Annotated in this window: 17 protein-coding genes; 9 read left to right on the plus strand and 8 right to left on the minus strand. The window is 33.4% G+C overall.

The features are described from left to right. Window position 1 precedes the first annotated feature (1 nt). Window positions 2-1,324: a BNR repeat-containing protein gene (locus GIY83_RS09215; protein ID WP_208686504.1), complete on the minus strand. Its 1,323-nt coding sequence runs from the start codon at window positions 1,322-1,324 to the stop codon at window positions 2-4. Window positions 1,325-1,766: 442 nt separating this feature from the next. On the opposite strand from GIY83_RS09215, the gene GIY83_RS09220 reads away from it, so the two are divergent. The 4 genes from GIY83_RS09220 to GIY83_RS09235 all read left to right on the plus strand — a co-directional run bounded on the left by GIY83_RS09220 (window position 1,767) and on the right by GIY83_RS09235 (window position 6,720). Then, the gene (locus tag GIY83_RS09220; protein WP_208686505.1) at window positions 1,767-2,909 is read left to right on the plus strand and encodes an AraC family transcriptional regulator; all 1,143 of its coding nucleotides are present in this window, start codon (window positions 1,767-1,769) and stop codon (window positions 2,907-2,909) included. Window positions 2,910-3,011: 102 nt separating this feature from the next. Continuing rightward, window positions 3,012-3,959, plus strand: a complete 948-nt coding sequence (locus GIY83_RS09225) for an alpha/beta fold hydrolase (protein WP_229029263.1) — start codon at window positions 3,012-3,014, stop codon at window positions 3,957-3,959. Between the two features lie 482 nt (window positions 3,960-4,441). Continuing rightward, the gene (locus GIY83_RS09230) at window positions 4,442-4,633 is read left to right on the plus strand and encodes a cold-shock protein (RefSeq protein WP_194614781.1); all 192 of its coding nucleotides are present in this window, start codon (window positions 4,442-4,444) and stop codon (window positions 4,631-4,633) included. Between the two features lie 578 nt (window positions 4,634-5,211). Then, complete coding sequence (locus tag GIY83_RS09235) at window positions 5,212-6,720, plus strand: ATP-binding protein (protein WP_194614782.1); 1,509 nt, start codon at window positions 5,212-5,214, stop codon at window positions 6,718-6,720. A 195-nt stretch (window positions 6,721-6,915) separates the two neighbouring features. Here the strand turns inward: GIY83_RS09235 and GIY83_RS09240 are convergent, their stop codons facing one another. Further along, entirely contained in the window at window positions 6,916-7,746 is an 831-nt protein-coding gene (locus tag GIY83_RS09240; protein ID WP_208686507.1) for a M57 family metalloprotease, read from the minus strand. Window positions 7,747-8,306: 560 nt separating this feature from the next. Between GIY83_RS09240 and GIY83_RS09245 the strand changes: the two genes are divergently transcribed. Continuing rightward, a complete protein-coding gene (locus GIY83_RS09245) occupies window positions 8,307-11,021 on the plus strand; it encodes a S8 family serine peptidase (RefSeq protein ID WP_208686508.1) in 2,715 nt (904 codons plus the stop codon). Window positions 11,022-11,109: 88 nt separating this feature from the next. Here GIY83_RS09245 and GIY83_RS09250 read toward each other — a convergent pair whose 3' ends face one another. The 5 genes from GIY83_RS09250 to GIY83_RS09270 form a co-directional block, all read right to left on the minus strand. Further along, window positions 11,110-11,547 (minus strand): hypothetical protein, encoded by a 438-nt coding sequence (locus tag GIY83_RS09250; protein ID WP_208686509.1) that lies wholly within the window; start codon window positions 11,545-11,547, stop codon window positions 11,110-11,112. 172 nt (window positions 11,548-11,719) lie between these two features. Further along, window positions 11,720-12,631, minus strand: a complete 912-nt coding sequence (locus tag GIY83_RS09255) for an AraC family transcriptional regulator (RefSeq protein ID WP_208686510.1) — start codon at window positions 12,629-12,631, stop codon at window positions 11,720-11,722. 56 nt (window positions 12,632-12,687) lie between these two features. After that, on the minus strand, window positions 12,688-13,698 hold the full coding sequence (locus GIY83_RS09260; RefSeq protein WP_208686511.1) for an NADP-dependent oxidoreductase: 1,011 nt from the start codon (window positions 13,696-13,698) through the stop codon (window positions 12,688-12,690). Window position 13,699: 1 nt separating this feature from the next. After that, window positions 13,700-14,467: an SDR family oxidoreductase gene (locus tag GIY83_RS09265; protein ID WP_208686513.1), complete on the minus strand. Its 768-nt coding sequence runs from the start codon at window positions 14,465-14,467 to the stop codon at window positions 13,700-13,702. 103 nt (window positions 14,468-14,570) lie between these two features. After that, the gene (locus GIY83_RS09270; RefSeq protein WP_208686515.1) at window positions 14,571-15,161 is read right to left on the minus strand and encodes a TetR/AcrR family transcriptional regulator; all 591 of its coding nucleotides are present in this window, start codon (window positions 15,159-15,161) and stop codon (window positions 14,571-14,573) included. A gap of 449 nt (window positions 15,162-15,610) precedes the next feature. Between GIY83_RS09270 and GIY83_RS09275 the strand changes: the two genes are divergently transcribed. Further along, window positions 15,611-16,393: a polysaccharide lyase gene (locus tag GIY83_RS09275; RefSeq protein WP_208686516.1), complete on the plus strand. Its 783-nt coding sequence runs from the start codon at window positions 15,611-15,613 to the stop codon at window positions 16,391-16,393. A 110-nt stretch (window positions 16,394-16,503) separates the two neighbouring features. Here the strand turns inward: GIY83_RS09275 and GIY83_RS09280 are convergent, their stop codons facing one another. After that, complete coding sequence (locus GIY83_RS09280) at window positions 16,504-18,900, minus strand: outer membrane beta-barrel family protein (protein WP_208686518.1); 2,397 nt, start codon at window positions 18,898-18,900, stop codon at window positions 16,504-16,506. Window positions 18,901-19,187: 287 nt separating this feature from the next. On the opposite strand from GIY83_RS09280, the gene GIY83_RS09285 reads away from it, so the two are divergent. Genes GIY83_RS09285 through GIY83_RS09295 form a run of 3 tightly spaced genes read left to right on the plus strand, consistent with a single transcriptional unit; the run spans window position 19,188 to window position 21,659 of the window. Continuing rightward, a complete protein-coding gene (locus GIY83_RS09285; RefSeq protein ID WP_208686520.1) occupies window positions 19,188-20,513 on the plus strand; it encodes a sensor histidine kinase KdpD in 1,326 nt (441 codons plus the stop codon). Continuing rightward, window positions 20,510-21,208: a response regulator transcription factor gene (locus GIY83_RS09290; RefSeq protein ID WP_208686522.1), complete on the plus strand. Its 699-nt coding sequence runs from the start codon at window positions 20,510-20,512 to the stop codon at window positions 21,206-21,208. The genes GIY83_RS09285 and GIY83_RS09290 overlap by 4 nt, the downstream gene beginning before the upstream one ends. Before the next feature lie 19 nt (window positions 21,209-21,227). Next, complete coding sequence (locus GIY83_RS09295; protein ID WP_208686524.1) at window positions 21,228-21,659, plus strand: hypothetical protein; 432 nt, start codon at window positions 21,228-21,230, stop codon at window positions 21,657-21,659. Window positions 21,660-21,805: the final 146 nt, after the last annotated feature.

Here is a 21,805-nt window from a genome sequence, read left to right on the forward strand (position 1 = left end):
GTCATTTAGGCAACTTTTGCACTTCTAAAACCTGTACCATTTGAGGCGCTACTTTTGCTAATCCTTCTCCGTCTGCCTGGCTTACATTTTGCAAAAAAATATGCAATTGCTTTTTTTGTTCCCAAAGTTCTTTATCAAAATTAGGCTCCCATTGTCCTACCGTAAACCGGCTAAGATCTTGTAGTTTCCAATCTTTGTTTTGTAGGTTGGTATATCCCAATGTTATTTTATTCTCTCTTTCTTCATCTCTAAAAAGTAAATACAACATCGATTTATCGACCAAAATTTCAGGGCGTGAAATAGGGATTCTTTTAGTGCCTCCACCTCCTAAAGAAAATGGATTTAGATGAAAACTGGTGTTAATCAGGTTCCATTTTCCGTTAGACAAATACACTACTTTGTATTGCGGGATTCCGTTATTATCCCAATAAGTAGCGATATACGGATTTCCCTGATCGTCAACGGTCATTGCTGTTTGATTGATCAGACTGCTGTTTTGAGGTATTTCCCAGGCATGTTCAGCAGTTTGTTTTGTAATAGGCAAAGTGTATTTTTCACCGGTAGATTTCTGCCAGGTTTTACCTCCATCGGGCGAAAAGGCATAACAAAGATCATGGTTTGTCGATACATCCCAGCTTTCCCTCCAAACCCATGAAATGTAAATTCCTTTTTTGCCTACATACATTTGCCAGTACGCACTGCGTTGATTTTCGCCATCAATTAAATTATTTTGCAATGATGTCCATTGCTGCGTTTTTACATCAAAGGATTTCATGATCATATTGCCTCTTCCGGAAGCTCCGGACCGATAACAAAACAGTAATTTTCCGTTAGGTAAATTATGGAATTCAGGATAGGTTACTTTCAATTCATCCTCTCCCGTCATGGGCTGCTCTTCTCCTAATTCTAAACTATAGGCCTTTTTACTTCTGGCATAACGCAAACGGGTGTCATGATGATCCCAGCTTACATGAAGATAACCTTCGCTGTCAATGACTATACTAATATCATTATGAGCGTCTTTGACATTGCCGGTATAAGGAGTAACTACTGTCTCCCACTTTTTTGAATTTAGGTTACGCTTTGCCAAAACCATCCTGCCCTCAGGATCATAATAGGCGGTATATTGAACACCTTTAAAAGAAGTCAGCGCATTGTTTCTAAAAATAACGGTATTAACAGAATTATTGCTCCAGCCCAAACCAACTTCAGTTTCCGTAACTTTAAGCTGTGCATTAACATTAGAAGAAAAAAATGTCATTGCCATAAAAAAGCTTATGACTACAAAATTTCTATCTAAACCGGTACTTAAGGTAGTATTCATCGTTATTTTCGAATATAAAATCATTAATTTTTAAGAGTAATAAAAAAGATCTGTTTAAAAAAATCAGAATAAAATATTGAATCTGTTTTTTTACATTCTTTTTATTGACTAATTAACAAATGTAGTTACTACATTTATAAATATGAGCCAGTACCAACCAGTTTTTAAGTTTATCTACCAGTTATAGTCGAATTATTCTGTATGTTCACATTTTAATGGGGCCTAATTATCAGAGAAACAAATGTTTTATAGTTTTTGAGAATGCCGTTATTATGTATGCCAATTTCTTGTAGATTTGCGCCACCACATATTTTTCTGCTAAAGCAAAGGACTCAGATGTAAAAAAATGGCTGCTTAAAGATGAAAAAATCAAGCTACTTTCGCTTATTATCAATTTAAAGAAAATGTCAAACATTCAAAACATAAAAAATACGCTCTTATTATGGATCAACTGATTAGCTACTTTGTTGCAGGAACAGCTTTATTATTGGCCTTTTTAATTTTTGCCAATATTAATCCGGTTAGTACCAGAGTTAACAAATGGTTCGGTTGCTTTATTTTATGTATCTTTCTTATTCAGTTTAATGACTTACTAGAAAAAACTGAGTTTATGAAAACAAGAATGTTCATTAATGATTTTCTGGGCATAACAGATTTTATAGTAGCTCCTGTTTTCTATTTTAGCGTAATTTATTTTATTCAGCCCGATAAAAAATGGAGACGAAAAGATAATTTTCATTTTGGTTTTGCTTTTGTAATGCTGGTATTGCTTTTACTTTCGTTATTGATTGAGGTAAAACATCCGCCAACAGCAGCCGATAAAAAAAATGCCGCTATCATCCTGACTGTTTTTAATCTGTTTTTTTGTGTTCAGGTCATACCTTATTGTATCTCGGCTTACAGAAAAATTGCAGCCTATCAAAAGAATTTGTTTTTGTACACTTCGAATACAGCCACAATTAACTTAAAATGGCTACAAAAAGTAGTGATTTGTATACTGATCATAACAGGACTTTGGTTGATTGACAATGTCTTTAAATTAGCCAAAAACAATCCGTTATTTGACCATATTGCAAGTCTAATTTATCTAATAGGCATTTTTTATATTGCTTATTATTCTTTAAAACAAAAAGAAATTTCAGAACTTAATCAGCAGGAAAAAAAGGAAATCGATGTTATTATAAAAGAGAATTCAGGTGTAGAAAGCAACCAGAAAAAACGAATTTCTGATATTGATTTACAAGAAACAAAATCGGTTTTAATGGACGTAATGATCAATAAAAGACCTTTTTTGGATCCTGAATTGAGTTTATTCAAATTAGCTTCTCAATTGGATATCTCATCACATCAGCTTTCCTATGTGATCAATAAAGGTTTTAATGAAAACTTTTATCAGTTTGTGAATCGGTACCGAATCGAAGAAGCAAAAAAAATGATTCAGGATCCCAATATGCAGCATTTAAGTATTATTGGAATTGCTTTTGAAGTTGGTTTTAATTCTAAAACGGTTTTTAATACTACTTTTAAAAAGAGCACCGGCCTGACCCCATCTGAATTTAAAAAAGTAAATCTCGTTTTAGCATAAAATTATTCAATGCTATTTTATTTTTTTTAGATAAAAATCATGTAGAGTATAGTGTGCTTTAAAATAGGTTCTGATTCATAAATCAGAACTTTTAAATGGTAAATGATGCTAATATTTGCATCGAATTTATCTTTAAAACTAAAAAATACTACCATGATCTTTAAGAAAGAAATACAAAAATTAAAGCTAAACCAAATCATCACAATTCGACTACTACTTATTTTATTTGCCTTCACATCGGCCTGCTCTTCTATCTCCTGCTCAGACGATGATAAAAATAAAAATACAGAATATCCGGGAACAACAGTAGATGTAGGAACACATAAACTAATGGCATACTCGGTATCAAAACAATCAAAATACTTAGTTGTCTTCGAATCAGGTCACGGCAATGATCATACATCCTGGTACAGCACCGGAAAATCCTCTGAAATCTTATCTATATCTGATTATTTAGATTCAGATGTTTTATTATACGATAGAGCCGGTTATGGAAAATCAGGATTGAATACTGAATCCAGAGATATTAAAAAATTAAGAAGCGAACTTGAAACAGTTGTGAATCAATTTGCAAATGGCAGAAAAGTTGTGCTTGTAGGACATTCATTAGGAGGCTTGATTATTAGAGATTTTGCTATAAAAAACCCTGAAAAAGTGGCCGGATTAGTATTTGTTGATGCTTCGCACGAAAAGTACAATCATTATTCGCAAGACCAAATAAACCTCTTTTACAATAATTATAAAACAGCCTACGGTTCAAATTCAGGAATAGCATTAGAAACCCTGCAATTAATTGAAGATTTTAAATACACGGCCACATTGCCTAATTTACCTGACGTTCCCCTTATTGCTATTACAAGTATGAAAACGGATGCTGAACACAATTTGGCTGATAGGCAGCTATGGTATGACTCTAAAGAATCTCTTAAGGCTGGGGTGACTGATTTTACACATATTACTACAACAAAATCCGGACATTTTATTCAGCTTGAAGAACCTAAACTTGTTCTGGATAATATCAGGAAAATAGTATCAAAACTTCCAATTTAAATACACTAAATCAGCATTTTATTTTGGGGTAAAGATTTTATATTGCGTTAGGCTCATTAAATCATTATGCGAATTATATAACAACAAACCATATGCATATAAAATAATAGTATTGTTTAAGTTGCATCTTTGACCTAACAAATTAACCTCCCTATTACTTCTGTAAAGTTTATTTTGCTAAGGCAAAAAATATCTTATATAAATAGTTCTGCAGTGTTCATTCCAAGGACTACTATTCTGTGTTTATTTATTTTTTAATTCAGTCTGAAGCTGAGAAAAATTTTGAGTAGACATAAAATGGAAGATTATGTTTATTATGGACGCCCGTCTGATATGTAATGTATCTGGCGGGTTTTTCATTTAAAATTCAAAATGAAGAAAGATAACTTTACGTAATTAAAGTTAATAAAAGCATAATTAAAAATTATTTTCTAACTTTCTATTTTTTAATAGGCTACATTTGACAAAATTAAATATTTAATATGCAAGAAGGTACAGTAAAATTCTTCAATGAAGAAAAAGGTTTCGGATTTATTACACCAAATAATGGAGGAAACGAAGTTTTTGTTCATGTTTCAGGTCTATCAGAAAACATTCGTGAAAACGATTCAGTTCGATATGACGTAGAAGAAGGCCGTAGAGGTCCAAACGCAGTAAACGTAATCATAGCATAACATATACTATAGAACTAGTTTATTAAGCACCTGTCTGACAGGTGCTTTTTTTATTTTACACCATTATGAAATCGTATTCTCATTGAGGTAAATGATTTCAAATTGAATGGATGAGATCAGGATTACTCCTGCTCTGCTGATATTGTTCTCCTGATAATTGTACAACTGTTTGCCCTAAACAGCATTATCAATTTCTTTACTGCCAACAATCAAAATATTATTCGTCTTTTTTAAAGATTTAAGTTTGGCCCTGCACAAACTGCTTCCTGAATCCTTTTTTCAAAAAATCAGATATTATCTATTAAATCCTATAAGAATTAAGGTTCATTTTATTAAAGTAAATATCGGAATGTTAAAGATGCTTATTGTTTAAGTATTTTCTTTAAACTCTAAACAAAACTATATGTTTTTTACTTAACTTCGTTAGTTCGCTATAATTCTTATGTATAATGTCCTTACCATTATAATTATGAAAAAGTTATTGGAATTGTGATATACTATAATGAATTCATGTAACAGGAAACTTTTAAAAACCAATAGCTTCGCAATAAAAACTATATCAATTAACCCTAACCACTATGTATCAAAATCCAAGGCTTTTACAAAATATAATTGACTCGATTCCGCTGCCCATTGGGGTATATATAGGAAATAATCTTAAAATTGAATTAGCTAATGCATCCATGATCAAGACCTGGGGCAAAGGAAATGATGTACTTGGAAAAACCTATCTTGATGTTGTTCCGGAAATTGAAAAACAACAAATTTTAGATCAGGCATTAGGCGTACTAAAAACCGGAATTGCTTTTCATGCCAAATGCAAAAAAGTAGATCTGGTAATAGAGGGAACCATGATGGAGCATTACTTCAACTATAGTTTTATTCCTTTGTTTGATGATAAGGGACAAGTTTATGGGGTTCTCAACACTGGTACTGATATAACCGATTTACAACTGGCAAAAGAAGAAATACAAAATTCGACTGAAAGGCTTACCATGGCTATCGATACCTCAGGAATAGGAAGTTATGAAATAGACCTTGCTACAAAAAAAATTAAAACCTCAGGTAATTTCAATGCTATGTGCAATATTGAAAACGAAGTAACCAATGAAGATTTAATTGCAAAACTTCATCCGGATGATCTGCCTGCACGCGAAAAAGCGCATCAGGAAGCTGCAATAAGCGGAAAAATATGCTACGAAGCGCGCATTGTAAATGAGGACCAATCAGCGCGATGGACCAAAATTAATGGTAAGATTATAAAGGATAAAGAAGGTAATTCAAAAACTATAATTGGAATTATTCAGGATATCCATGAACAGAAAGAATTTGAAGAAGAATTAAAAAAACAGGTTACCTATCGTACAGATGAATTAACGCGATCTAATAATGATCTTATGCAGTTTGCCAGCGTAGTCAGTCATGATTTGAGAGAGCCATTACGTAAAATTAAAATTTTCAATACTCTTTTAAAAAATAATGTCGAAAGTGATGTTAATGAAAAATCCAGAAAATACATTCATAAGGTCAGTCAGTCTGCTCAAAGGATGGAAAATATCATAGAGGGAATTTTAACCTATTCTACTTTAGATAAAACGCTGCAGATTATTGACACCATAGATCTCAATGAAGTTATTGAAAATATCAAAATAGACCTTGAACTGGTAATAAAAGAAAAAGATGCTATTTTAGTAACTTGCGATCTTCCTGAAATAGAAGGAGCGCCTATTTTAATCAGCCAGCTTTTCTATAATTTGATACAAAATGCCTTGAAATTCTCAAAAGCAGATCAGCCTCCAAGAGTTATTATCACCAGCGCTCTTGTAAATAGTGATGGCGTCGATGCAGTGCAGATCACAATCAAAGATAATGGCATTGGTCTTGATGCTGAATATGCCGAAAGAATATTTACAGCTTTTGAAAGACTGCATTCTAAAGATCATTATGAAGGCAATGGTCTTGGACTTGCGCTGTGCAGAAAAATCGCAAAAAGACACAACGGAAAAATCAGCGCTACCGGAGAAAAAGACAATGGGGCTGAATTCACTGTTACTCTTCCTTTAAGACAAACAGTAGAAACTATATAAAGTTGCTGTTTTTCTGTTTTTAATTTCGAACAAGATGCCGTTGATGAATATTAGATTCTCAATTAAGCATAATTTCCAATATATTGATTAAAACAGTAAGCTGTTTAGAACAAACCATTCAATAAAATAGAGGCTGCTTCAAAATTTTTTGAAACAGCCTCCTATATTTTGTAAAGACAACTCTAAATCAACTTTCTAGTATAAATAATTCAGAGCTGTAACATCGTTAGCGTTAAAAGCTCCTGTTTCGTTTGAACCGAAACATGCTCTCATATAAGAAGTTGCGTCATACCCTGAAGGTGTTCCCGGTATTTGGATTGCTCCTACACCTGCTGTTCCCTCGTTTGAATTTTGTCCACAACTTTGACGGCTAAACCAGTCTGTATGACGTAAACCAATACAGTGACCAATTTCGTGTGCCGCTACGTGTGCGTTTACACCTGTTGAATAAGTATCTAATCCTGAATACAATGTAACTGAATTATAAGGATTTCCTCCAGTAGGGAAACCTGCTACTCCACCGGCAGATCCTGTCTGTCTTCTTACCACAATATTTGCACCCGTAGTACTTGAACTAAAAGTCAGTGTAAAGTTGATAGACAATCCTAAACTATTGTATCTGTTTATAGCGGCCTGCAATCCAGCACGCATATTTGTAGTCAGAGCTGTTGTACCAGTCCCTGATAATCCAACCACTTTAATAGTTTTTGGAGCTGTTACTAAATTTGTAGTACGATATTGTTCTGTGGTAATACCTCCGTGAAGATCCATATTCTTTAATTGTTCTTCAGTCACGATAATATCTCCTTCTATCAGGAATGCATCCTCAGTAGTACCATCTAATTTTGTATTCTGAATCACCTGCACATCTGATGTATTTAGTGAAAGTGAACTCAGTTTATTTAACACTTCTGGTGTTACTTTAAGTGATTCCTGATTAGATTGATCTGCAACATCTTCTTTGTTACAAGACACAATTGTTAGCGCTATAAATGACAGGGCTAAAAGTGATTTAATTTTTTTCATAATAGGTTTAAATTTGGTTGTTAAAATAAGTTGATAAATTTGGGTCTTCACAAAATATTTGTAATATTCACGACCAAATTTAGATATTTTTAGTATTAAAATACTTATAATATAACATTTTAACACTATTTACCCGATAATCGCATAAATCTATTAATGATAATTATCTTACAACTGCTCTAAGCCCAGTAAAATCAGTAATTCAATACAAATCAACTTGTTATCTATAATAATGCGATTTTTGTGATCTGTTTTGTGTATTCTGTGTCAAAAAATGACTTTTAGTGTTTTCTATCATCCAAAACATAAAAAGGGTATAAAAAAAGAATCGTTCTGATAAGAATTTTGAAGATTTTGAATGAAATAAAAACCCATAATTTTATTACAAATATTTTAATAACTTTGACTTACCTACAACGGAGAAATATTTTAGATCGAAATCATTAATCAAAAATTTCATCTTTGATTTTTCTCCATTAAGAAGTAATAAATAGTTGCCAAAGTCAATTTTTATAAGATTGACCATTAATATTTACAATTACCCCCAACATCTATAGTAAATGAAGACACAAATTACTTTTCTCTTTTTTATGATAACGACAATCAGTCTCTCACAGAGTTCTGACAAATGGAAACAATACATAAAAAAAGAAAACGAAATAAAATTTGAGAAATACTATTTTACAACTTTAGAAAATGCACATCGCAACAAATACAAGGTTGTAAAAAAACTGGATACTACTTTTTGCATTGTCGAAAATGAAAGTTTAAGATCAAATCTTTCATCAAAAAAAACTTTCGCCGTTAATCCTTTATGGAAATTACCATCCAATTTTTCAAATCATACCGAAGGCAAGGAATATATAATCGCAACTGATGCAATCGAAGTGTTACTTACTGACTTGAAATCATTGAATATTTCTGATATCAGGATAGTAGACAACCATCTTGTATTGATAAAAAGTGATTCTAAAAAAATTCTTGATGAAATTATAACTCTACAAAGTGTTTCTTCTATTTCTCAGGAAGCATTACAGCCCAACGTTGAATCTAAAATAGCAGATCAAAATTTTACGATCAATTCTATCAATAAAGCCAATACAAATTTTCCTCTTTTAACTGGCGAAAATCAAATTGTAGCGATTAAAGATGATCTTTTTGATGTGAATGATATTGATCTGTTAAATAAATACATCCCCTCTACAATTGAATCCTCTATTGTTTCCAGCCACGCTACAGCCATGGCTACGATAGTTTCCGGATTAGGAAATACTTCTGCATTAGGAAAAGGAGTTGCTCAAAAGACTCAGCTGCTTTCATCTGACTTTTTGAATATTTATCCTGATGAAGTAGCTACTTTGCAAGGTGCTGCTACTCAAAATCATTCGTACGGAACAGAAATTGAAAATTTATATGGTTCGCTGGCTAATGCTTATGATTCTCAATTATTCTCAAACCCTGATTTAACTCATTGTTTTTCCTCCGGAAATACCGGTCTTCAGGGTTATAAATCTATTACGGGTAACTTCAAGCAATCCAAAAATAGTATTGTAGTGGGTTGTATTGACCAAAACGAAGTAATTATGCCGTTTTCATCCAAAGGTCCAGCTTACGATGGCCGTATAAAACCAGAGTTAGTCGCTTTTAGCACACAAGGAACTTCAAATTCTACCGCAATAGCTACAGGAATTATTACGCTTATGAAACAGCATTATAAAACTTTAAACAATACCTCTTTGTCTAATTCCCTCGCAAAAGCCATTTTAATTAATAGTGCCAAAGATTTAGGTAATATAGGTCCGGATTTTACTTATGGTTATGGAAATATCAATGCTGATAAAAGTTTAAAAACAATCAGCGAAAACAGATTTATATCTGGTAATTTGACCTCTGGTCAGACAAATTCACATATTATTACGCTTCCGCTAAAGGCAAAAAACTTAAAAATCACATTAGTCTGGAACGATTTACCCGCTGCGATCAATAGCAATATAAGTTTGGTAAACGATTTGGATCTGGAAATTGTTTCGGCTGAAAATACTACTTTTTTACCCTGGATTCTTAATCCTGATGCCCCTGATCAGCAAGCTACAAGAGGAAAAGATAAGATTAACAATATAGAGCAAGTAACTATCGAAAATCCCGCATCCCGATCTTATACTATAAACGTTATGGGTACATACGTATCGAATACAGCTCAGGAATACAGTATTGCTTACGAATATGAACCGGAAAATCAATTCGAATGGAATTACCCTGTTGCTAATGATAATTTCCCTTATGATGGCAAAACGATTTCACCTTTTAAATGGAATTCTTCCTTTTCTGGTGTCGCCGGACAATTGTCTATAAGTTATAATAATGGACAGACCTGGGAAATTATCGCAGACAATATAAATCTGGATAATGAACAAGTTACCTATACTCCTGCAGAGAAAAAATTTTCGAAAGCAATATTAAAGATGACCATTGCAAATACCGATTATATCTCTGATCAATTTACAATTTCTTATGATTTAAATATCAGTACCAGTTTAGTTTGCGATGGAACTACAGAAATTAATTGGGACAAACCTGCCGATGTTGCTTCATTTACTATTTATCAACTAACAGGAGATCATTTAGAATTTAAAGAACAAACAACAAACACTACTTATGCCTATACTGATGCGAAAATTTATACTATTTCTCCAGTATTTGATAGTAATGAAGGAATAAAAAGTGAATCAACATTGCCGTATACTCAAAACTCTAATTGCTATTTCGAGTTGGCTTTTGCAGAAGTTTTTGAGGAAAATAAAGTAAAAATTGATGCCAGTCTTTTCAGTTTGTACAATATCAAAAGAATTGAGCTCGTAAAAATAATTAATACTACCGAAACTATTATTAGCACAATAAATGACATCGATTCAAAAACATTCTCTTTTTTAGATACTATCCCTACAAAGGGTACCAATAAATATAAAATAAATATAGTTTTAGAGAACAATACTATAATAAGCTCTATAATTCTTGATGCTAATTATTTAGGCAATGATTTGTTTTTTGTGCATCCTACTCTATTAAGCAAAAATGAAGAATTAAATATTGAAGCCAAAAAAGAGGAAAACGCTATTTTCTATTTGTATACTATAAACGGACAAAATACTATTACCTCTCCTTTGATTTCTAAAACCAATGATATCAATCTAAAAAATACTGCGGCAGGAATTTACATCTACAAAATAATTACCAACTCAGGCGAAATTCAAACAGGGAAAATTGCTGTTTTTTAAATTGTTGTTAGATGCTTAGGATGAAGGATTCGATTTATGTATTTAATCTGCGGTCAGATATAAAATTTTTAAAGAAAAGTTGCTTGGATCATTTATCATTTTTATCTTCAAAAATTACTTTCCCATAATTTATTTTTTTCATCTCGTATTTGAAAGGCAGATAGTAATCATCAATCCATTCTTCATTTTGAAAGATAAAAGATAAGTGTTTTCTAATATTGTTTTCCGGAGTATAAATTGTAAGATTATCTCCTTCGGCAGGTTCGTAATCAAAATCAAAACAATTTTTACTGTTAAGATCAATAAGCATTTTTTCAGTAGTCAAATCTTCTGATAAAGTTTTATCCGGTAAATACCCCATTCCATCCATTGTATATTTACTTGGGCCTAAGCATCTTTCTAACGTCCAGGTAAAGTCGTTACGTCTTTTATTTTTAGATTTTCTTGAGTTTTTATGATGTACCACTTTATCCATAGTTGCTGGAAAACAAGTGCAAAGTTTAATTTCTTTTCCGGTTTCGCACATAGATTAAATTATAATATATATTCATATCAGTAATTGTTGCTTCAGTAAAACTACCAAATTTTATTTACCAATTAAGCCGTAATTATGAAATTTCAAGATTACTTACAGAAAGACTTTTTATTCTGTATTTTTTTTAATTATAAAATTAAATTTAAAAAGAGCTTTCTAGCCTTTATATTTCTCTTAAATGGAAAGTTCTGAAATCTAAAGGAGAAATACTAGTATGTTTTTTAAAATATTTTACAAAGTAAGAATCATCATCAAAACCAAGATGATATCCTATTTTATTGATATTGTAATTAGTATCAAGAAGCAATCTTTGAGCTTCTGCAATAATCCTTTCGTGAATCATCTCAGAAGGGCTTTTATCTAACAACTGACTCGTTAAGTCTGATAATGTTCTGGATGATATTTGCAGAAGCCCTGCGTAATCAGATATCTTAAGTCTTTTTTTATAATTTTCCTCTATAAGATTAACAAATTTAATTAATTGAAGCTGTTTTTTATCCTCAGGTAAGATCTGGCGCCCATCAATTGTATTCGATTTTCTCCATCTGTACTGCACCTGAATCAAAAATACTTTGAGGTAACACTTTAAAAGTTCTTCATGACTGGATTCATTCTTATCTTCTATTTCATTTTTTATCAGGTTTAAATATTCATCTAAAATAAAAGTATCATCTGAATTAAGCGTCCAGGAGGGGTGTTTCTGATTGTTAAACAGGCTTTGTTTGAAGAAAAACTCTATATCACTATTGTTCTGAATCAGAAACTCTTCATTAAACTGAATTAACACTCCTTTATAATCGGTATTCCTGTCAAAATAATGAATATCATTTTTGCTCAAAAAAAACAGCGTATTTTCGTCAATATCATATGCTTTAAAATTAATAAAATACCTGCCTCTTCCTTTTTTAAACCAAATGATCTGGTAATGATCCACGGCATGAGCTTTCCTCCTTTTTTTATCATATTTTTTTAAATAATTATCAATTTCATGCACCGAAAATCTTGGCACGTTATGCTGATATTGATTCAGATGATATTCAGCAACATTAGTGGGAGTGTCATTATTTATTTGCATTTGCTGCGATTAATAAATTTATAATTGAAAGATGAAGAAAATCTTAGAAGACATAATTAAAAGTTCTCACTCTTTACTTGTATTACAACTTTACCTTTTGCACGACCACTTTCTACATATTCCAGCGCCTCATTTGTTTGTTCAAAAGCAAATACTTTATCTACTACAGGTTTAATAACATCAGCTTCAATCAGATTAGTGATTTCCTGCAGCTGGCTTCCTTCTGCCCTCATAAATAAAAAACTAAACACAACCTGCTTTTTTTGAGCCTTGCTTCTTGTGCCAAAACTAATCAATGATATAATCATTTTGATATACCATGGCAATCCTAAATCCTTCGCAAATTCAGGTGTTGGAGGCCCTGAAATAGAGATGATCTTACCGCCTCGTTTTAAGACGTTTAATGATTTTTCAAGTGTTTTTTGATCCTGACTGTTTACTACAACATCATACTCTTTAAGTACATGTTCAAAATCATGTGTTTTGTAATCGATCAGTACATCAGCGCCCAGATTTTTAAGTAATTCAAAGCTTTTATTACTGGCTGTTGTGGCAACCTGTGCTCCAAGATGTTTTGCCAGTTGTATGGCTACAGTTCCCACACCGCCTGAACCTGCCTGTATAAATACCTTCTGACCTTTTTTTAAATCTCCACGCTCAACCAATGTCTGCCATGCCGTTAGTGCTACCAGCGGGATAGAGGCTGCTTCGTTCATCGAAATGTTTTTGGGTTTAAATGCCACATCTTTGTCATTTACGGCGATATATTGCGCAAAGGTTCCTACGTGGTAATCTGCAGGACGTGAATATACTTCGTCACCAACTTTAAATTTCGTGACATTTTTACCCACTTTGGTAACGATACCGGCCACATCATGACCAAGAATCATAGGCAATTTGTAAGGAAGCATCAATTTAAATTCTCCTTTTTTAATTTTTGAATCCAGAACATTAACGCCCGCTGAATAGACCTCAATCAAAACATCGTTGTTACCCACAACAGGATTTGGAACATCTGCAAGCTGAAGAGCTCCTTTGGTATATTTATTTATGATAAATGCTTTCATGTTAGTTTTTTAAAAGTTGATAACTTTTCTTTGGATTAATTAATTTATAAGCCATTTTCGGGAAAAACCTGTTGATTACGTTAAATAGTTTTGCGTCACCAACTCGTATTGTATAATGTTCTTTTCGAAGCCCGGCGATAAGGCCTTTTACCATTTCTTCAACAGATATTTTTTTATCTTTCCGTTCTGCAGTCATTTCTGTAGCAACAAGCGGCGGGATCAGTTCAAATATTTTTACGTTACTGCCAATGATCTTTAAATGTTCACGTAGCGATATCGTGTAAAAAGCCAATGCTGTTTTAGAAGAAGAATAAGTAGCTTCCAGCAGCGACGGACTCTGACTAAGTATTGATGTAGTATTTATTATCGCTGCTTCTTTTCGTGATTTCAGCATGTCCATAAAAATATTATTCAGTCTTACTACTCCCAGATAATTCACTTCCATTTCGTAGGCAGCACCATCAGTATGTGTGTCATTAGCAATACCTAAATTTGAAGGTGGTACAAGTACAGCGGCGTTATTATACAAAATATCGATACCGCCCAATTCCTTTACTTTATTGAAAAGAAATTTCGCATCTTCTTTATTGGCTATATCACTTTGGATTGTTATAATAGCAGGATTTGCTTTTTTAGCAGCATCAAGTTTGGCCTGATTCCTTCCGGTAACGATTACTTTCGCACCAATTGCTAAAAACTGTTTGGCGGCTTCAAGCCCAATTCCGGATGCTCCGCCGGTTATCAATATTGTTTTACCTTGTACGTTCATTATGATGTATTTAAAGAGTTATTATTTTTATTTTATTTTACATTTTAGACTTTTTAGTCTATTTTAAAATATACTTTTCGGTCTATTTTTAATCAAAAAAAAATTATATGATGTATTGTTCTAATTCAGATTTTAAACTTTTGATAAGTCCCTGCATTGGTTTTGCTGTACCCATAACTCTGCACATTACAATACCTCCTTCAACTGAAGCTACTAATTTAAAAGCAAAGACAGCAGGATCAAGTTTAGCGGAAAACTCCCCAATATTAATTCCTTCCTGAAGTACCCCCGCTAACTCCTGTTGACCGCTTCTAAATACTTTGGCAACTTTCTCTTTTATAAGAGGATAATTATCATCTGCTTCTACAGCAGTATTAAGTATGGGGCAACCCCCGGAAATATAAGTTTCAATTGGGTCTTTATAAAAATCTAAAAATGCAAACACTTTACCTTTACTTGTTTTTGCCTGATAAACCGCTCCTCTGATTCGGTCTGAAACCATTTTCAGTGACAAATCAATAACCTGCTCTGATAAATCTTCTTTATTTTCAAAATGACCGTAAAGGCAGCCCTTTGTAAGTTTAGTGGCTTCGAGAATATCATCAATATTAACCCCCGAAATACCTTTTTCATTATAAAGAGGTACCGCAGTTTCCAGTATAAATTGTTTTGTTCTTTCAGCCTTACTAAGCATTGTTCATTAATTAGATTGCAAATATACTAAAAAGTATATTTTAAAATAAACATTAATAATAAATTATGCTTTATTTATTTTAAATTTTAAAAAAAACTCCGGAGAAAGAATTACTACGAAAAAAATACACGTTCTACCCTTTTCAAAGTTTCCTCTGCACTGTACATTTACATATAGATCATCATAATCTTAATTATTTAAATAGTACACAATTTTTTACCTATTTATTTAATAAAAACATTTTTTAAATACTAAAAAAACACACAAATAACATATGTAAGATTTTTACATACCTAAAATCGTACTTTTTTACTCCCCTTTCAAATTGTTATTATTCAACTTTGCTGCATCAATTATAATGCGCTGTTTTTTAACCGCTTATGCATTGATAAATTACTATCCATATTTTAATAACCATTAATTAATTATTAACCTTAAAGTTTTTACAAATGAAAAAAATCTTCAAATTAACAAGTTTGCTATTTATTATGGCATTAGTGTTTAATTCCTGCGAAAAGGAACAAGAGTTAAATGAGCCCCAAGCCGTTAGCAAAGAAGCATCGCAAAGTGCTAATGACGCAACGCAAAACACTCACAAAGCTGCTGCTGCTTTAGCAGGTGGCGGTGCCGGTGCCAGAACGATTACATTGCAAACAAATACACTATCGTGTCCGGGTGGTTTGTGTACATCCTACGGCGTTTGGTCGGGCGGTGTTTACACTGTTTGGTTCCAGATGAAATTTAATTCCGGATTTTATTGGAGCAGAGGCGGTAAATGCGGATATGGTATCCTAATTGGCGATCAGAACACCGGTGGCGATCCTGGATGGGATGGTAATGGCGGTAGTGCCCGATTTATGTGGTATTGTCCAAACGGATCAAACAGTGCCAAAGGAAGCGGCGCTTACCTTCAGCCCTATGTTTATTATAAAGATCAGCCGGGACAATTTGGTAATGATTTTGGAAAAAAATATTTCATACAAGAAGGCGTTACATACAACTGTCAAATCTCAGTTAAGTTAAATACCGGATCAAATACTGACGGATATGTCAAATATTATGTAAATGGTACAGAGCTGTTAAACCAAACCATTCGTTGGGTAACTAACGATTCTAAGCGAAATGTAAATGCAGTAAGTCTGCATACCTTCCGTGGTGGCAGTCAGGAATACTGGAAAGCTCCGGTAACCAGTTCTATTTATTATCCTAGCGCTTCTTGGGACGCTCAATAAATAGTTTTAAAAAGTAAAAAACTGAAAATCCCATTTCGTAAGAAATGGGATTTTCTTATTGTTTTCTAAAGTTTTTTTGAGCTTCAATCGTTTACATGCTGCTCTGTTTGCTATAAGCGTTGCTGCTCTTCGGTCTGCCCTTCTTTCTTTTTGTTGACCAGATTCTGATTTCCAAAATTATAACGAAATCCTAGTCTAAAACTCTGGGTATCACCATACGACTTAAAGTAATTGTACTGGTCTGCATAATTGGTAACGACCTTTTCTTGTTCTCCGCGATAAATATCCGAAAAGATGGCATATACTTCTCCATTCCCTTTCCATATTTTCTTGCGAATAGACGCAGAAAGGTTCGAGGTTTGACTGATAACAAAAGTTCCCTGTACGGATGAGGAATTGTATTGAAAGTTTAATTCTCCGGTTAAGTCTTTCTTTTTGTTGAGTACAAAACGATTGCTGATGCTGGCATTATAAGTAGGTTTTCCGTTTTTATAGAAACTCCCATCCCTGCCCTGAAAACTATCTTCGACATAACTTAATCCTGCCTGAATCCCGGATTCCCAGAAATCATACAAAGTAAGGTTGGTATTAAATTCCAGTCCAAAAGCAAAATCTTCTTTGATATTTGTAAAATGATACACCAGCATGTTGGTTTCATAATCCTGATAAGAAATTTCCATTGAAGGATTTTTCTCCAGACGGTAAAAAAGATCAAAATTGTATTTATTTTTCAGTGTATAAAGTAAATTGACATTGTGGCTAATGGTAGGCAACAACTTTGGATCTCCCACAAAATAGGAGTAAGAATTATAATAAGAGCGAAATGGATTTAACCTGCTGTATTGCGGGCGCGTAATTCGCTTGCCGTACGAAATACCAATCTCATGACCTTCTGATGGCTTGTAAAGTCCGTAAAACGTTGGAAAAAGCTTAAAATAATGCTGTTCATTAATTTCAGAAGTAGTAACCGAGTTTCCTTCCAAACTTGTATATTCTCCGCGTAAGCCTGCTTTAAGGCTCCATTTCCCGAATTCTTTGCTATAACTCGTGTAACCCGCGAATATAGACTCGTCATAAAGAAAAAGACTGGTTCTATTGGGATTGTTCACGAAATCGCCATTGATTTCGTCTTTATAATCGAGATTGCTTTGGGCTTTTACATTTCCGAATTTCAAACCTGCTTCCAGCGTACCGTTTTTTTCATTCGAATAATCGGTCTGGGCTGAAAAAAGCTGAATATCCTGTGCATTATCACTAATAAAACGCGTAGTTCGATAAGGACTTTCCTCGGGAAGCGAAAATGCTGAAACAATATCCTGACGTTCCTGACGCCAATATTGGGTATAATCTGCTGTTACCGAGACTTTCTCTTTTGCGTTAAACAAATGATCAAAAGACATATTATAGGCATTATTTCGTAACGGATTTTTGCGGTTGTTTCGGGTAATATATAACGAATCCAGAGCACCATTCGAACCATAAATAAATGTTGGTACTGTAAAATCTCCCTGTTGTCTAGGTGTAACCAATCCGGTACCTCCCGCGGAGATCGTATTAAGTGAATCAATTTCATACGAAGCCTGAAGGCGGTAAGAATGTTGCTCCAGCGACTTTGACTTACGTATCATAATGCTTTCCCAACGGGAATCGATCGAGCCATCTTCTTTTAAATAATGTACAACATCTGTCCCTTCATTGACATATACACCAGAACCAAGGCCATATCTTCCGGCAAGGGACAATTTTTCTCCTTTATAAAACTGATTTACAGACGCAATTCCTTTTGGGTATTTGGATTGTACATAGGCAGTATTTACAGAGCCTTTATAGCCTAATGATAAATTCTTTTTTAGTTTAATGTTTAATACGGCACTTCCCTGCGCTTCGTATTTTGCAGGCGGATTAGTGATGACTTCTATCGATTTTACCTCCTCACCGCTTGTGCCTTCTAAAAACTGCTTTAATTCTTCGCCACTAAGATAAACCTTCTTATCGTTGATGGTTACGAGTATACTCTGACTGCCGCGAATACTTATTCCTCCTCCGGAACTGGTCATTACTCCCGGGGTTTTACTTAGAATTTCCCAGGCATTATTTGATGAAAGCGATGAGTTTTCTACCGAAAATTCGAGCCTGTCTGTCAGTCGTTTTACAATAGGTCTGGTTGAAGTAACTGTAATCCCCTCAAGATTGTTTGAAATTTCTTTTAAAGAAAGTACGCCCAGAATTGTATCTTTTTGAATAGTGATCTTTTTGTAATACTCTTCAAAACCAATTGCTTTCATTTTTAGCAGGTAATCGCCTTTTACTAGACCGCCAAAACGAAATTCTCCGGACTCATTGGTTTGTTCTGTCTTATAACTAACAGAATCGTTTGCCTGCAAAAGCAGGACATCTGCGAAAGGTACGGCCTGATGAGAGCCGTCGACTACCTTTCCAGACAGGGAAACTTCTTGCGTATAACCTGCAAAAGAACCCCACAACAGTAACATGATTAATTTTTTCATTGATGATTTATTTGATGCAAATCTCTGTAAATCATTTTCCGAAAATGGTTAACACAGGGTTAACGAAGGGTTAAACACCATAGGATAAAAACCATATTGTAAATACAAAAAAGCTTTTAGCAAAGACTTTTCAGTTTTCATGGGGACTGGCTTAATTTATCAAATAGTAATTGGGTTAAAGTACGGTTAACGGTCTTGTTTTTAATCTGAAAAAGCTTAAAATATAATAGCTTTGTATCCACAAAAACAAACTGATTTCTTGTACGGATCAAAACATTCAAAAACAGATGAAAAGAAAAATAACGCTTTTAATTGGTGCCTGTATCTTTACAGTAATAGCTCTGGCTACAATTCAAGGCTATTTTATCTACAATACTTATAAATTATATGAAAGGGAAATAAATACCTCTATCAAAAAACAAATCGCCCGTTTGGAAGACACAGAAGAATGGGAAAAAATAAACGATACCTGGTCCATACATTCAAAAAAGTATGCAAAAAAATATGCAAAAGGTGATATAACCAAGCCAGCTTTTACTAAATACCTTTCTGTCAAAAGAGATTCGCTGTCGAAAGCCATGAAGACCTATATGAAAAAGATGGCACAGCCTGAAGATTATGATATTGATTATTCTATTTATCTTAATTCAATAACAGTAATAAAGGGTGGGAAAAAAAATAATTTATTTGATGGAAAAATGCTAATATTAGCCAATGATACCTTAAAAAAGAACAAAATTCTTTCTTCTATGGGGCGTTGGGAAACTAAAGATAGTAATGACGAACTTATACTGATTGTAAAAAGTAACCGTTACTATAGTTTTGATGAATTGCAGCAAATCATTATTTCTAAAATGGCGGGTTTATTACTCTTTTCAGTACTATTAATGGCATTTGTCGTTTTCTTATATTATATGTCGCTCAAAAATCTTATCTCACAAAAGCGAATTGCTGATATCAAAACGGACTTTGTAAATAATATTACACATGAATTTCAAACGCCGCTTGCTACGATGGATATTGCAATAAAAACATTGCAGCGAAAAGACAAACAAATGAGCCCGGAACATTATAATAATACGCTCGCTATGGTTGCAAGGCAAAACGAAAGACTGCAAAAATTATTTCGTCAGGTAACAGAAGCTTCTGTCGCGCCCATTGCCAATAAAGACAGTATTCAGGTGACCAGCGAAGAAATAAAGGATATGATTGACGATTTTAAGCTTTACAAACCCGATATCACTATTGAACTGACAAGCCAAAAAGAAGCTTTTATTATTTCGATGGATCGTTTTCACCTTAATACGATTCTGATCAATCTTTTGGACAATGCCGTAAAATATGGTGCCAATAAAATTGTGACAGACTTAAAAATAACCGCCGGAAACTTTATTCTTTCTGTAAAAGACAACGGAAAAGGAATCCCTGTTAAAGAGCAGGCCTCTATTTTTGATAAATTTTACAGGGTCGAAAAAGGAAATATTCACAATAGTAAAGGACTTGGTCTTGGCTTATTTTATATTAAGCAGTTGGTACAAACTTATGGCGGTACAATAAACGTTGAAAGTGAGGAAAATAAAGGTTCTTTATTCACAATAACAATTCCTGTATGAAACATCATATTTTATTAGCTGAAGACGATTTTGACTATGCTTCTATATTAAAGCAATATCTTGAATTTTCAGGCTTTAATGTAACCTGGGCAAAAGATGGCAAGGAAGCTTTGAAAATATTTTCGGCTACCCAACCGGATATCTGTATTCTGGATGTCATGATGCCTCACATGGATGGTTTTACGCTGGCTGAAAATATTATCGACAAATTTCCTGAAACACCTTTTATCTTTTTAACAGCGAAAAGCTTTAAGGAAGACAAAATAAAAGGACTACGCCTTGGTGCCGATGATTATGTAGTAAAACCTTTTGAAGTCGAGGAATTGATTTTACGGATTCAGAATATCCTGAAACGAAGTCAAAAACCCCTTGCAGACAATACCACAAAAACTATGGTATTTTCTATTGGAAGTTATGTTTTTGATGGCGAAAATTACACCCTTTCTCATGAAAAAATTACACACCGAATTACCGAAAAGGATGCGCACCTGATTCGGTTTTTATATGCCAATAAAAACAAGCTGGTCAAACGCGAAGATATTTTAAAAGAAATCTGGGGCAATGATGACTTCTTTTCCGGACGAAGTATGGATGTTTTTATCAGCCGCCTTCGAAAATATTTTAGCGAAGACCCGGACATTTCTATTCCCAGCGTAAGAGGTTTGGGATTTAAGTTTAATACTAAAAACGAATAAAAATTTAAAACTTCTCATTATGAAAATCATTTTATTTTTAACCTTGCTAATTTGGAACACTTTAGCGCAGGCACAAACAGCAGAAGCTACGTCGGGAAATACAACAGCCGTTGCAAAAGCTCCGTCCAGACAAACAAAAACCACGAAATCCTCAGTATCTGTTTCTATTTCAAATTCAGATAATTATTATTCTTTATCAGCAAACTTTGATGCTTCGAAAAGCAAAAAGCTGGAGAAATTATTGTCTGACAACTTAGACCATAATATTTTATCTACTGATTCCGGAAGCAAAATTTGGAAAAAAGACAACGAAGGACAAACGGCGTATTCTTTTGTATTGAGGGATGGAAAATTAAAAGCAGGTATTGATAAAGAATTAGTGTCTAATGAAACCTTCGAAAAATTAAAAGCGCTGGGAGAAAAAATTTCTAATACTCTTTCAAAAGATTAAACTTTGTTTTTAGATTAATACTTGAAACATTAGTTTTACCTTAAGAAGAAACTTAAAGCACAAATCCTCAATATTAAAAATCCTGCTTCTAAACGAAATGGGATTTTTTTTTATGTTTTTTTTTATTAATGTTAACCAACTTTTAT

The sequence above is a fragment of the Flavobacterium sp. SLB02 genome, from assembly GCF_009664855.1.
Lineage (GTDB): Bacteria > Bacteroidota > Bacteroidia > Flavobacteriales > Flavobacteriaceae > Flavobacterium.